The sequence below is a fragment of the Mesorhizobium sp. ES1-1 genome, assembly GCF_020164785.1.
Lineage (GTDB): Bacteria > Pseudomonadota > Alphaproteobacteria > Rhizobiales > Rhizobiaceae > Mesorhizobium.
Map to the genome: position 1 here is coordinate 129173 of NZ_JAIUGX010000011.1, position 13283 is coordinate 142455.

Annotated in this window: 13 protein-coding genes; 7 read left to right on the plus strand and 6 right to left on the minus strand. The window is 62.7% G+C overall.

Annotated features, from left to right (window positions below):
- The first annotated feature begins 244 nt into the window (after nt 1-244).
- Complete coding sequence (locus LB513_RS19450; protein ID WP_224665128.1) at nt 245-637, plus strand: GFA family protein; 393 nt, start codon at nt 245-247, stop codon at nt 635-637.
- A 553-nt stretch (nt 638-1190) separates the two neighbouring features.
- Here the strand turns inward: LB513_RS19450 and LB513_RS19455 are convergent.
- Nucleotides 1191-1928 (minus strand): GGDEF domain-containing protein, encoded by a 738-nt coding sequence (locus LB513_RS19455; RefSeq protein WP_224665129.1) that lies wholly within the window; start codon nt 1926-1928, stop codon nt 1191-1193.
- A 1228-nt stretch (nt 1929-3156) separates the two neighbouring features.
- Between LB513_RS19455 and LB513_RS19460 the strand changes: the two genes are divergently transcribed.
- Entirely contained in the window at nt 3157-3366 is a 210-nt protein-coding gene (locus tag LB513_RS19460) for a hypothetical protein (RefSeq protein ID WP_224665130.1), read from the plus strand.
- Nucleotides 3367-3553: 187 nt separating this feature from the next.
- Nucleotides 3554-3859 (plus strand): hypothetical protein, encoded by a 306-nt coding sequence (locus tag LB513_RS19465; protein WP_224665131.1) that lies wholly within the window; start codon nt 3554-3556, stop codon nt 3857-3859.
- 41 nt (nt 3860-3900) lie between these two features.
- On the opposite strand, the gene LB513_RS19470 is transcribed toward LB513_RS19465, so the two are convergent.
- Nucleotides 3901-4116, minus strand: a complete 216-nt coding sequence (locus LB513_RS19470) for a hypothetical protein (protein WP_224665132.1) — start codon at nt 4114-4116, stop codon at nt 3901-3903.
- Between the two features lie 152 nt (nt 4117-4268).
- Nucleotides 4269-4529, minus strand: a complete 261-nt coding sequence (locus LB513_RS19475; RefSeq protein WP_411962726.1) for a DUF1127 domain-containing protein — start codon at nt 4527-4529, stop codon at nt 4269-4271.
- Nucleotides 4530-4683: 154 nt separating this feature from the next.
- On the opposite strand from LB513_RS19475, the gene LB513_RS19480 reads away from it, so the two are divergent.
- The 4 genes from LB513_RS19480 to LB513_RS19495 all read left to right on the plus strand — a co-directional run bounded on the left by LB513_RS19480 (nt 4684) and on the right by LB513_RS19495 (nt 9062).
- A complete protein-coding gene (locus LB513_RS19480; protein WP_224665133.1) occupies nt 4684-6192 on the plus strand; it encodes a winged helix-turn-helix domain-containing tetratricopeptide repeat protein in 1509 nt (502 codons plus the stop codon).
- 188 nt (nt 6193-6380) lie between these two features.
- On the plus strand, nt 6381-7232 hold the full coding sequence (locus LB513_RS19485) for a MetQ/NlpA family lipoprotein (protein ID WP_224665134.1): 852 nt from the start codon (nt 6381-6383) through the stop codon (nt 7230-7232).
- A 95-nt stretch (nt 7233-7327) separates the two neighbouring features.
- Nucleotides 7328-8425, plus strand: a complete 1098-nt coding sequence (locus LB513_RS19490) for a methionine ABC transporter ATP-binding protein (RefSeq protein WP_224665135.1) — start codon at nt 7328-7330, stop codon at nt 8423-8425.
- The gene (locus LB513_RS19495) at nt 8406-9062 is read left to right on the plus strand and encodes a methionine ABC transporter permease (RefSeq protein WP_224665136.1); all 657 of its coding nucleotides are present in this window, start codon (nt 8406-8408) and stop codon (nt 9060-9062) included. Before LB513_RS19490 ends, LB513_RS19495 begins: the two co-directional genes overlap by 20 nt.
- Before the next feature lie 276 nt (nt 9063-9338).
- Here the strand turns inward: LB513_RS19495 and LB513_RS19500 are convergent, their stop codons facing one another.
- The 3 genes from LB513_RS19500 to LB513_RS19510 all read right to left on the minus strand — a co-directional run bounded on the left by LB513_RS19500 (nt 9339) and on the right by LB513_RS19510 (nt 13283).
- Complete coding sequence (locus LB513_RS19500; RefSeq protein WP_224665137.1) at nt 9339-10454, minus strand: aminomethyltransferase family protein; 1116 nt, start codon at nt 10452-10454, stop codon at nt 9339-9341.
- Nucleotides 10455-10622: 168 nt separating this feature from the next.
- Nucleotides 10623-11399: an ABC transporter substrate-binding protein gene (locus LB513_RS19505; RefSeq protein ID WP_224665138.1), complete on the minus strand. Its 777-nt coding sequence runs from the start codon at nt 11397-11399 to the stop codon at nt 10623-10625.
- Nucleotides 11400-11513: 114 nt separating this feature from the next.
- Nucleotides 11514-13283 (minus strand): hydantoinase B/oxoprolinase family protein, encoded by a 1770-nt coding sequence (locus LB513_RS19510; RefSeq protein ID WP_224665139.1) that lies wholly within the window; start codon nt 13281-13283, stop codon nt 11514-11516.

The window sequence follows — 13283 nt, forward strand, 5'->3', positions numbered from 1 at the left end:
ACGACAACAAGGCCTATGAGATAGATGACACTGTTCATGGTGCGAGTTCCTCCAGACAAGCCAACTTGCAATCATCCATCCTGTTCCGACCGAAATCGCGCCACTGCTAATTTTTTTGACTTCATGCCTCGGCGCGACGGTTCGAGCCGCCGAGATCGCGATGAACGCCAAGCGGTATGGGAAGTCCGCAACCAACGCCGTCACCGCTCGTTGTGGCACCTGCATGTGATAAAGGACCCGTCTCGTGGAACTTGCCGGTAAATGTCTCTGCGGCTCGGTTCGGTTCACGCTGAGCGCCAGCCCCAGAGTCCATTATTGCCATTGCACGATGTGTCAGAAATCCACCGGTGGGCCGGCGGCCGTGCTTGCTTGGGTTCCCCGCGCAGCACTGCAGTGGGAAGGCGCGTTACCTATGGAGTATCGGTCCTCTCCCATCGCGGCCAGAAGCTTTTGCGGCAGATGCGGCTCGCCGATCGCGCTGCTCTACGACGATGCCAGTGAAATCGGCCTCCATTTGGCCACGCTTGACCAACGCGCCGAGCTAGCCGCGCAGTATCACTACGGTGTCGAAAGCCAACTGCCATGGTTCGACGCAGGCAAGGACTTGCCGAGAAGGTCCACTGAAGAAAAGTGGTAGGCCGACCCGCGGCCGGCGGGAAGGACAGTTCGACGGCGACTTGCGGAATAAATCCGCCGATGAAATTGATCGGCAGGGGGCGTTGTGTGCGTGTTCGCAACAGATGACGGAGAGCGCAGGTCTTTTTTGGTCATCGGCGGAACCCGAAATTTTTCGGCAGGTTGGGAGGAGCAGCAACCCCTCCGCTGCGACCGGGGGAATTCACCCTCGGTAGGCCCGCATCATCTCGCCAGGTGGTGCGGGCTCTTCCATCGGAACCTCATCCAGCTTAACCGGTGGATTTTCGTCGGTCGCGGTAAGGCGGTAGCGCTGGCCGATGAAGGTGCGGTTGCCTGCAACCAACCCTTCCGCCGCTCGTTGACCCAGGCTGGCAGAGATCCCAGCACTCCAGACCCTGGCCCGCCTTCGACAGGCGGGCTTTTTTTGGAGTTCAGCCATCCCGCTCCCGTCGGCCTGCACAATGCCGGGGTGGCGAGGCCAAGAAGCCGACCATGCGGTGGAGCACGTCCTCTTGCAATGATGGACCGGCTTATGGCCGGGTTAGAGCCGTTGCCTAGTGCGGTGGTGATGGGCCCGAAGACGCTTCGAGATGGCTGATCTCGACACGGTTGCGCCCACTCCGCTTTGCGTCGTAGAGGCGGACATCGGCGATCTTGTAGAGCTCGGAAAATGTTGTTCTGCGCATGAAGGTCACCACGCCCACGCTGACCGACAGTTGATACGGGAACCCGTCGGGAACGAAGCTGGTCTCGGTTACAGCGACGCGCAGACGCTGGGCAACCATCGCGGCCCGCGGAGGCGGAACACCGGGCAGAAACACGCCGAACTCCTCGCCACCCATGCGGCCGATAAGGTCTATATCCCGAAGGGATGACCTCATACTGCTGACGATCAGCCTGAGCGCTTCATCGCCATTGTCGTGCCCGAACCTGTCATTGACGCGCTTGAAATGGTCGACGTCGACTACCAACAGCGCGCCATCCAATCGTTCCTTCTCCCCGGTTACACTTCCCAGATACGCATCCACCAAGGTGGTGAACGCCACCCTGGTCAGGCACGAGGTCAAGCCGTCGGTTGTCGCCACCCGCATGAGCAGGTCATGGGCAATGGCCAATTGGCGAAGTTTGCTCAGCAGATAGAAGAAAAACGGAGGCGCGATGATCAAGGGAAGGACGAAATTGTTGAGGGGAGTGTCTCCGAGGCGCCAGCGACCGTCCTCGAAAGAGTAGCTGTCGAGCGCGAACGCCATGGCGATGCAGCAGACGGTTCCGAGGATGGTCAGAAGGATCACTCGATTCCACGAGCGGGGAGAAAAATCAGTAATGCTCCAGGATCTAAACGCTTTCATGGAAGGGAGACTACCGAGCTAATATTAACGGCCTGTTCCAGCGCAGGCCCTTCTTGTGGCAAGAAATCGTTGGAACAAACTGCCGCAAGCCAAATTCATTATCTGTCCGGATGTCCCTCAACCGGGCACAACAAGGGCCCGTCACCGCGTTCTCGGTGGCGGGCCCTCATTACTGTTTGACCGAAGCTGTAGGTGCAAGACAGTTTCCTGTGGGGCGGTGAACGGCTGGGGTGCGGCCGTGAGAAAGACCTGCAGAAGCCGCGTCTTTTGAGGCGCGGCTGATCGGTCTCCGTCGTGGCCCAGTCCATGTGTATAGCGACCGATCACGTTCAAGATTGACGCTCCTGTGAAGGCTCACCGGCCGCCCATTGGCGGGCCTTGGTTTTCAGTGGCCGCGTCCGTCGCTCGATCACTCCGATGCGCCGCAGCGAACATTTGAGAGCATATCATTTGAAATTGAGGATCGGCTTTGGGTCTGGGACCATGACGCCAAGCCCGCATTCGGGCCTTCGGAACAAAGGAGACCGTCTTGAAACGTCGTAGAGTGGACAAGGAGAAAATCGAGCGAGCCGATCGAGAATCCAGGATCGTACTGGATGCGGAGCGGCAGGAGCGTGAAATGAAAACCGCCCGGCTCAGGGAAATGCGGCTCCGCCAACAGGAGGCAGCGTCGAAGGAAAGCAGCGTCCGACCATAAGGAATGTGAGGTCGCCAAGCGTCTCCCTGGCCGTTATTGTGCCGCGCAAAGCGTCGATCGGAACGGTCAGGGTGCGGCATGGGTGACTTTGAGACGATCCTTCAGGTAGCCTGGTAAGGCGCTGCTTACCAAGATCCTTGGTCGCGTGAACGCTTGGGACGCCGGATAGCCCTCGGTCAAAGAGGACAGAGAGCATTGGTCGGCGCCACAGCAGGTGGGTGGAAGGGAGTGCGGCGCGCCGATTTGGCACAGGTCGCCAAACTTCAAGCATCGCCGTGTCGCCCGGCGAGGCCATCGCTTCATCATTGGTCAATCTGTGCCGCCGGCCATCCCGCTCCCATGGAGTGCTACTTGCCGTGGAGACGAGGACGAGAAGTTGGCTGCGATGGGGGGTCCGATAGGGACTGACCGAGCTTTGGCTTGCGTCGCAACGATCTGATCGTATGGTTGCCCGATCATGGAGGGCAATAACCCATGCCGATACGACGCAAAGCCACCGAGGCCGGCATTCTCCAGCCGTCCGAGCTTGCCTTGCTGGGAAGGGTCTTCGATCAATTGAGACTCGATGGCCAGGCGGAGGACACGCGTGACGCCATCGCGTCGCGCATTATCGCGAACTATATGGCCGGCGTGGTCGACGAAGCCGAACTGGTATCGCTCTCCCGGCAACCACTCGGTCGCTAGCGGCCGTCAGGACCCTGGCGGAGACGGAAGTCATCCGCAGCCAGAGGTGCGTCGTTGCATCTGCCTGCGGAGCGGACAGGTCCGCCGCAAGGCGGTTTGCCTGATTTTTGACGTCAACCCAAGCTTCAAGGTGAAGACAGGTTAGCGCGGAACAGGTCCGTGCAGGGTCCGTGGTCGAAGGAGTTGCATGCCCAGACTTTCCACCACATCCAAACCATCCTTCATGGCGGCCGCCGCGCTGCTCGCCGTCGTGGGCTGCACGACAGAGCAGACTTCGGAAGCTTCCGCTTCGGGCGTCTGCCTCCCCGCCGCCGCCCAGAGCCTGGTCGGGCGGGCCAAGCCCACCGACGCGGAGGCCATGCGTCTGACAGGTGCGACTATCGTACGCCAGATCGTGCCTGGCGCTGCAGCCACTCACGATCTGCGCCAGAATCGCGTCACGATCGCCACCGACCCAGCAACCGGCCGTGTCGTTAGCGCAAGCTGTGGATAGGTAAGTCAAATCGCTGAGTGGCGCTCACGCGAAGCTGAGAATTACCGCTGGCTGCGACGCCTGGTCGACGAGGCAAGACAAGCCAGCGCCAGTGTCATGACCGCGGCCGCGATACCGGCGCTGATCACGCCTGCCGGCGTTATGCTGGCACTGCCTTGCAAAGTGATATGCTTGCCCAGGCGAAGATCGAAGACCGACTTGATTTTCTCGGGATGGGGAGGGACTGTGGGAGAAAGGTCTTCCTGAACAATCGCCATCTCAGCCTCCAGTTCGAATGCACCGCCCTTTATGTTCAGGAGCAGTATAGCACGGCTGGGCGCGGTTCATCTCTTCCACCCGCCCTTGCTCAATGCCGAGGTGGCAACGCCCGCCGTGCCGGTAGAGCAAGCGGCTTGATGACGGATTCCTCCTATCGTTGCCAGAAGGGAAGCTTGGCGATCTCTTCCTCGGCCTGGCTGTCGGTCAGCCCGATATCATCGATCAGATGCGGGTTGTCCTTGGCCATTCGCTTGAGAGCCCAGCGAAATCGTCTCTGCTCGCGCCAGGCTGCGATAGCCGTCAACCAAGCGGTCAAGCTGTACGGCCGGCGCAGTATCCTCTTCGTTGGTGGCATCAGCCGCGTTGTGCGGCGCGAGCTCGCGGCAAGACAGTTATTCATGACAACCTCCATGGGTCAGGGGTCCGAGGACCACGACGTTGATGAGGTTGAATTCTGCGCGTTACGGCCGGCCCCGTAATTAAGCCTGTCCAAATAGTTCTCAAAAGTTGCAAACTCGGAAGACCGCTTCGCACCTTTCCTGGATTTGCTTTATAGATGGGGGCGTATGCAGGGAGCGCGCTTTGCCTTCGGTCCGTTCGTGCTTGATCCGGATGCGGGAACACTGCTTCGGGACGATGTCCCTATTGCCGTCGGATATCGCGCGCTGAAGCTCCTCGCCGCGCTGGTAGAGCGACCGGGCGTCATTCTGGGCAAAGCCGAGTTGATGGATGCGGCATGGCCGGACACCGCCGTCGAGGAAGGCAATCTCACGGTCCAGATCGCGCAGTTGCGCAAGCTGCTTGGTCCGCCCGCTGACGGCGGGGAATGGATCTCGACGGTCCCGCGCGTCGGCTACCGTTTCACGGGAGCCGTCGAACAGCCTGAGGACGCCAGGCGCAAACCGTTACCGCTGCCGGACAAACCATCGATAGCCGTGCTGCCCTTCGTCAATTTCGGCACTGATCGCGAGCAGGACTCTTTTTGCGACGGGTTGACCGAAGACCTGATTACCGACCTGTCGAGGATTCCCGGGCTGTTCGTAATCGCCCGCAACTCTGCCTTCTCCTACAAGGGAAAGGCGATGGACGTGCGCGACATCGCGCGCGAACTCGGCGTGCGCTACCTGCTAGAGGGAAGTGCGCGCCGCGCTTCGGGCCGGGTGCGCGTCAATGCCCAGCTGGTCGACGCGGAAAGCGGCGAGCAGCTTTGGGCGGAGCGCTTCGACCGCGGCCTGGACGATATTTTCGCCGTCCAGGACGAGGTGACGGCGCGGATCGTCGAGGCACTGCTCGGCAGGCTGCATGCGACACCGACGCGCAACCGTCCAAAAAGTCTCGAGGCTTATGATCTGTGCGTGCGGGCCCGCAAGCTGGTCGACGATTCGCCGCAGATGGCGCAGGAGGCGCATCTCCTGCTGACGCGCGCGATCTCACTCGATCCCGATTATGCCGAGGCCTATCGCTGGCTTGCCATGAACCACTGGATGGGATGGGTGCATTCCGGCGGGCCGACGCAAGCCGATCGGGCCGTTGCGCTGGACCTGGCGCGCAAGGCGGTGTCGATCGATCCCAACGATGCGGGCTGCCGCTGGATCCTGGCCTACCTGCTTGCCTATGAGCGAAATTTCGCCGAGGCGGATGCGGAATTCGCCAGGGCGATCGAACTCGATCCAAACGAGGCCGACACCTGGGCGGCCTTGTCAGACATCGCAGTCTTGGCCGGGCGGCTCGAGGAAGGCCTCGCGCACATCCACAAGGCGTTCCGGCTTAACCCGTTTCCGGCGAGCTGGTACTATCTGACACTCGGCCAGGCACAATATGCGGCGCGCGACTACCAAGCCGCGATCGTCACCCTGCGCAGGGACGAAACCTATCGCACAAGCTCGCGCCGCTTCCTGGCGGCAAGCCTTGCGCAACTCGGCCGGCTCGACGAGGCGCGCGCCGAGGCCGAATTGTTCCTGGTCGGCAACCCGCATTTCACCATCCGTCACTGGGCAACGACGGAGCCTATTCGCGACGCGGCCACGCTGGACCATTTCGTCGACGGCTTCCGGAAGGCCGGTCTGCCGGAGTGACGGCAGGGGTGGCCTTGGCAGATCGTGCGACCTGTCGTGCTCCGGCGCCAGGAATCTTTGAGAGAATATTCCCGGTCCAGGCGACAACGCCGAAATGCATTCTTTGATAAATTCGGTGGGATTTCTGAGGATACAACAAGGCAAGACAGTCCGCTTGGCCTTATGACTTCACAACCGCAGAGATCATCATGCCCGACTTCAAAAACACTTTGCCATATTCCGTTCGGTCAACCCTCAATCGGCGAGGTAGTCTGGCTCTGCTGCTTGCGTCGGCCCTCGCCATCGGCCTGATGGAACCTCATGCGTCCTTCGCCGAGGACAAGAAGTCGATCAAGGTCGGCATCATCAGCGGCGAGGACGAGGATGTCTGGCGCGTCGTCGTGGCGCAGGCGGCCGAAAGGGGCTTGGCCATCGAGCCGGTCGTGTTCAACGACTATACCCAGCCCAACGAAGCGCTGGAGCGCGGCGAGATCGACGCCAATGCGTTCCAACACCAGCCCTATCTCGACAACCAGATCAAGACGCAGGGCTACCACATCGTGCGCGTCGGCTACACCGGCGTCTGGCCGATCGGCCTCTACTCAAAGAAATACACCAAGGTAGCCGACCTGCCGGAAGGCGCGGTCATCGGCGTGCCGAACGATCCCTCCAATGAAGGGCGGGCGCTACGCCTGTTGCAGAACGAGGGCGTGATCAAGCTGAAAGAGGGCACCGGCATCCTGGCCACTACCGCCGACATCGCCGAAAATGCGAAGAAGGTGCAGATCAAGGAACTGGACGCCGGCATCGTCGGCCGCTCGGTCGAGGATCTCGACGCCGCCGTGGTCAACACGGACTGGGCGCTGAAAAGCGGGCTGACGCCGGAAAACCGCATCGCGCAGGAGCCCATCGCGGACAATCCCTACCGCAACTTCATCGCGGTGAAGGCTGGCAGCGAGAACGAACCCTGGGTAAAGACGCTGGTCGCTTCCTATCAGAACGAGGCAGTGAAGGCCGAGTTCGACAAGGTCTACAAGGGCACTGGCCTCAGCGCCTATTGAGAACCGGACCGGTCGTATGGTCCGACAGCCCTGGCGGTCCGCGCTCGAGCGCGGGCCGCATTCTGCCTTTTCGGATCACGAGAGCACGAATACCCATGAACCAGCATTTCACGGCAGTCGCGGGCACCGCCGACCAGACCCGAGGCCAGCCAGACGCGTCTCAGGACGTGGTGCGCCTCGTCGACCTGAAGCGCCGTTTCGGCGCCACGGCGGCGCTAGACGGTGTGTCGCTCACGGTTCGCAAGGGCGAGATCCTCGGCATTATCGGCCGCAGCGGCGCCGGCAAGTCGACGCTGATCCGCTGCCTGAACGGATTGGAGCGTCCTGATTCCGGCGAGGTGTTTATCGAGGGCCGCGAAATCAGCCGGCTCGGCGAGCGCGACCTGCAGCCGCTGCGGCGGCGCATCGGCATGATCTTCCAGCATTTCAACCTTTTGTCGGCCAAGACCGTCGAGGACAATGTGGCGTTGCCGCTGAAGATCGAGGGCCGTCCGAAGGGGGAGCGATTGGCGCGAGCGGCCGAATTGCTCGATCTCGTCGGCCTATCTGAGAAAGCCAGGGCTTATCCGGCGTCCTTGTCGGGTGGGCAGAAGCAGCGCGTCGGCATTGCCCGGGCGCTCGCGGCGCGCCCGGCGCTGCTGCTGTCGGACGAAGCGACTTCGGCGCTTGATCCGGAGACGACACGCTCGATTCTTGCCTTGCTGAAAGACATCAACCGGCAGCTTGGCCTGACCATCCTTTTGATCACCCATGAGATGGAGGTGGTCCGCTCGATCGCCGACCGCGTTGCGGTGATCGATGCCGGCCGTATCGTCGAGCAAGGGCCGGTCTGGTCGGTGTTCGCCGATCCGCGGTCGGACGTCACGAGAAGCCTGCTCCGCGCGATCCGGCCGCAACTGCCGGCGGAACTTGCGTCGCGGCTGGCACCGGGGGCCGGTGCGGAGACCATCCTGCGCGTCGACATCGCCGGCGACGCCGCACGCGGCCCGCTGCTGTCCGACCTCGCCACTGCCGTCCCGGGGGCTTTTCGCCTCGTCCACGGCGGCATCGACCACATCCAGCAGCAGCCCGTCGGAACGCTGTTCCTGTCCGTACCCGGCAGCGATGCAAGTCATCTCGGCGATATTATTACATTCCTGAAGACCCGCCAGGCGCGGGTGGAGGTGCTTGGCCATGTCGCCGGTTCTGTTTGAGCTTCTGCTGCGCTCGATCTGGGAAACGATCCTGATGACGGCCGCCTCTGGCCTGATCTCACTGGTGTTCGGCCTGCCGCTCGGCCTCGCCCTGGTCGCCACCGATCGCGGCGGCATCGCCGAAAGCCGGTGGGTGAATAGCGCGCTCGGTGCCGTCATCAACGGCTTCCGATCGGTGCCGTTCATCATCCTCCTGGTGGCGCTGGTCCCGGTGACGCGGCTGATCGTCGGCACCTCGATCGGCACATGGGCCGCGATCGTGCCGCTGTCGATCGCCGCCACACCCTATTACGCACGCATCGCCGAAGTGTCGCTGCGCGAGGTCGACCACGGGTTAATCGAGGCGGCGCGCGCCATGGGCGGCAACCGCTGGACCATCATCCGCGAGGTGCTGGTGCCGGAAGCCCTGCCCGGCATCGTCGCCGGCTTCACCGTGACCCTGGTGACGCTGATCGGCGCCTCGGCGATGGCCGGAGCCATCGGCGCCGGAGGCTTGGGCGACCTCGCCATACGGTACGGCTACCAGCGTTTCGAGACGTCGGTGATGATCGCCGTGGTGATCGTGCTGATTGTGCTGGTCTGCGGCATCCAGTGGGTGGGGGATCGTCTTGTGGCGCGGCTCGACCGGCGGGGGTGAGGCGGGTGAATAGTCAGGTCCGGCCGAACCTTCTGACTAGACAATCTTACCGTTGGCGCCGCCCCTCACTGTCCTGCCGGACATCTCTCCCCGTAGAACGGGGAGAGAGAAGCTGGCCGTGACGCCGGCGCCCTTCTTGCAACGCCGATGATTGGCGAAATCTGCGACGGAGCGCCCCTCTCCCCGTCTCTATACGGGGAGAGGATGCCGGCAGGCAGGTGATGGGCAGCGCGGAGGGTTGGCCGCTATGACGCTGTGGGACTCGCACACACCAGGCTAGCCCCGCAACCTCACCCCCTCCGGATCGAAGAACGGGATCGGTGACACGACCGCGCGGGTCGGAACGCCGTCGACATCGATGCTGAGTTCGGTGCCGACCGCCGTGAAGGGCAGCCGCAGATGGGCCGTCGCCAGCACTTTGCCGAGGGAATAGCCGTGGTCGCTGTAGGTGACGATGCCGGCATGCTCGCCGTCGGCGGTTACATCCGCATTCATCGCGGCCGGCCTGTCGCCGTCCAGGATCAGCCCGGTCCAGCGCTCGTGGATCCCCTTGTCGCGCGTCTTGAGCAGGGCTTCGCGGCCGACGAAGTCGCCCTTGTCGAACTTGATCCAGCGGTCGAGGCCGACATGGAACGGCGTGCGGGTCTCGTCCATGTCGATGCCATGCGCCGGATAGGCCTTTTCCAGGCCGAGCGTGAACATGGCCAGCACGCCGTAGGGCTTGAGGCCGAAATCCGCCCCTGTCCGCATCAGCGCCTGCCAGACCGAAACCGCCTCGTCGGCCGGTACGAACAGTTCGAAGCCGAGTTCGCCGGTGACGCCGGTGCGCGAGATCAAGACCCGAGTGTCTCCGACATGGCCCGAGGTGAACGCCCAGCGCCTCAAGCCATCGAGATCGGCATCGGCGATCATTGCCTTCAACAACTCGCGCGAGCGCGGACCCTGGATGGTCGGGAAGGCGATTGCCGCCGTGATATCGGTGACATAGGCCTTGCGCCCCTGGGCATGATGCTGAAGCCAGGGCAGCATCTTCAGGCGGTTGACCGAGCCGGTGACCAGCATGAAATGTTCCGGCCCGAGCCGAAACACGGTGAGGTCGTCCATGATGCCGCCGTCCTCACGGCAGACCGTGGAGTACCGGACCTGGCCCGGTTTCATCGCCGAGGCATCATTGACGATGACATGGTTGACCAGCGCCTCGGCATCCGGCCCCTTGATGTCCATCTTGCCCATGGTGCTGAGGTCCTGGACGCCGACATTCTCGCGCGTGTTCAGGTGCTCGTCTTCGATACCAGAGTAGTATTTGGCAGAGATGAAATCGCCACCGACCCGCCCCATGGTCGCGCCCAGTCCGACAATGCTGCTGTAGAAGGGCGAACGCCGCTCAGCCAAGAAAATCTCCTGTTTTAGTGCGGTCCCGAGACCGTTTCGAAATTCGCTCTGGCGAGTCATATGATGGTGGTTTCGAGAACCGGAGCGCAGCGGACATTCGGGTCCGTGAGCACCGGAAGCGCAGAAAACGCCTTCAGATGGCCGCCAGGGTAGAGTTTCCAAACGGTCTCAGTTGCCGTAGACGTCGAAGGCAAAGTACTTGTCGTTGATTTCCTTGTACTTTCCGTTGGCGCGGAGCGCGTCGATAGCGGCGTTGAACCTGTCGGTCAGTTCCTTGTTACCCTTCTGCAAGGCAATGCCGACGCCGGGACCATGGATGTCAGGATCGGCGGTCAGCGTGCCAAGCAGCTTGCAGCAGGCGCCGTCGGGTTTCTTCAGCCATTCGGTGAGGATGATCGATCCGTCCATCACCGCGTCGAGCCGGCCATTGGCCATGTCGGCCCGGGCGTCGTCGCCGGTCGGGTAGGCTTTTACGGTCGAGCCCGCATATTTCTGCTCCGCGAATTTCTGGTGGATCGTCGCGGTTTGGACGCCGAGAGCCTTGCCCTTCAGATCATCCGGCGAGGTACCGGCGATGGTCGACTCCTTCGGCACGGCGATGGCCGGCGGTGTCTGGTAATATTTGTGGGTGAACTCGACCTTCTCGGCCCGCTCGGGCGTGATGGTGATGTTGATGATGGCGTCGAATTTTCCTGCCTGGAGGGCCGGGATCGAACCATCGAAATCCTGCACGATGAATTCGCAATCGGCCTTCATCTCAGCGCACAGCGCCTTGCCGAGGTCGATGTCGAAGCCGCCCAGAGTGCCGTCCGAATTGGCGTAGTTGAAGGGGGGATAGGCGCCTTCGGTGCCGATCCTGAGCTTCTTGTCCTGGGCAGACGCGGCACCCGTGGCCAGCGTGAGAGCGACGGAAGCGGCAAGCACGAAACGACCGAAAAGGCGCATGATCCAGACCTCCGTTGATGTCGGAAGTCTACGGGCTTTCGGCCAGTCGGCGGAGACGGAAACGACATGCGATGCGGCAATCACGGCGCGAGGCGTGATCGGCGCGGCCGCCGCCTAATCCATGGACCGGCCGGCGCGCAGCGCCTCTGTCGCCTTGCGGTCGATGGCAACCCCGCCAGCCGACAGGACAACGCCGAATTTCTCCGCCGCCTCGTCTGGCGTGTAATACCCCATGGCGACGTCACGCAACACCAGATCGTCGTCACGCTCGCGCGGGTCGCCATAGCCGCCGCCGCCCGGCGTGCCGACGCGCACTCGGTCCCCGGCCTTCAAGGCGATGTCCTGCTCCTTGGACAGATGCGGCGGCACGTGTTCCTCGCCGTTGCGGAAGACGGTCACCCTATTGACCGCCCCATCGCTGCCGCCGAGCGCGCCCTGCGGGCCGAAACGGCCATGATCCATGACGAAGGACGCGCGCGCTTCGCCGCGCAGGATTTCCACCTCGTAGGCGAGGCCGAAACCGCCGCGATGCCTGCCGGCGCCTCCGGAGCCTTCGCGCAGGGCGTAGTGCCGGTAGAGCACGGGAAAAGCCTGTTCCATGATCTCGACCGGAGGCGACTTGGAGATGCCAATGGTCGAGCAGCCATTGGTCAGGCCGTCATGACCGGAATTGCCGCCATAACCGCCGCCGGAGATCTGGTACATGACATAGTCGCGGCCGCGCGCGGGATCGTTGCCGCCAAGCGCGAAATTGCCGCTGGAGCCGGCGGGTGCGGCCGTCACCTTGTCGGGCAATGCCTGCACCATGGCCGCGAACACTGCCTCGGCGATACGCTGCGAGACTTCCGCCGCGCAGCCCGAGACCGGACGCGGGTACCGGGCATCCAGGAACGTGCCTTCCGGCCGCTTGACGATCAGCGGCTCGAAGGCGCCGGCGCTGATCGGCACATCCGGAAAGATATGACGCATGGCGAGATAGACGGAGGACAGGGTCGTTGCCAGCACGCTGTTCATCGGGCCGGCGCAAGGCTTCGACGACCCGGAGAAATCGAAGGTCAGCGTATCGCCCTGTTTCTCGACGGCAAGCGCGATGGTCAGCGGCTCGTTGACCACGCCGTCGGAATCGACAAAGGCCTCCGAGCGGTAGGCGCCGTCGGGGATTGCCGCTATGTTGGCGCGCATTTGCGCGGCGGCGCGGCGGCGCAGTTCGGCGATTGCCTCCATGACAGTTTCGTCACCGTAACGATCCAGGATATTGTTGAGCCGATCCTGGCCGATCAGCAGGGCGGCTGCCTGCGCCCTGATGTCGCCGATGCGCTGGTCGGCGACGCGGATGTTGGAACAGATGATGGCGTAGATTTCGGGATCGAGCACGCCCTTCTTGAACAGTTTCACCGGCGGCAGCCGCAGGCCTTCCTGCTCGACCGCGGTCGCGGAGGCGGAGAAGCCGCCCGGCACCGAACCGCCGATATCGGGCCAATGACCTGTGTTGGACAGCCAGCAGAAGATCTTCCCGTCCCGATAGACCGGCATGGCGAAGCGCACATCCATCAAATGGGTGCCACCGAGATAGGGATCGTTGACGATGTAGATGTCGCCGGGCTCCGGCGGCAGGCAACGACCGTCGGCAATCATTTCGATCACGGTCCTGGTCGAATATTGCATGACTCCGACGAAAACCGGCAGGCCCTGGCTTCCTTGTGCGATCAGCGAACCGTCCACGGCCGAATAGATGCCGTCCGAGCGGTCATTGGCTTCGGCAATGACAGGCGAGAAGGCCGCGCGGGAAAAGGTCAGGTCCATCTCGTCGCAGACCTGCTGCAGCGCGGCCTGGAGGACCGAAAGCGTGATGGCGTCGAGCTTGATGGTCTCAAGATCAGGCAT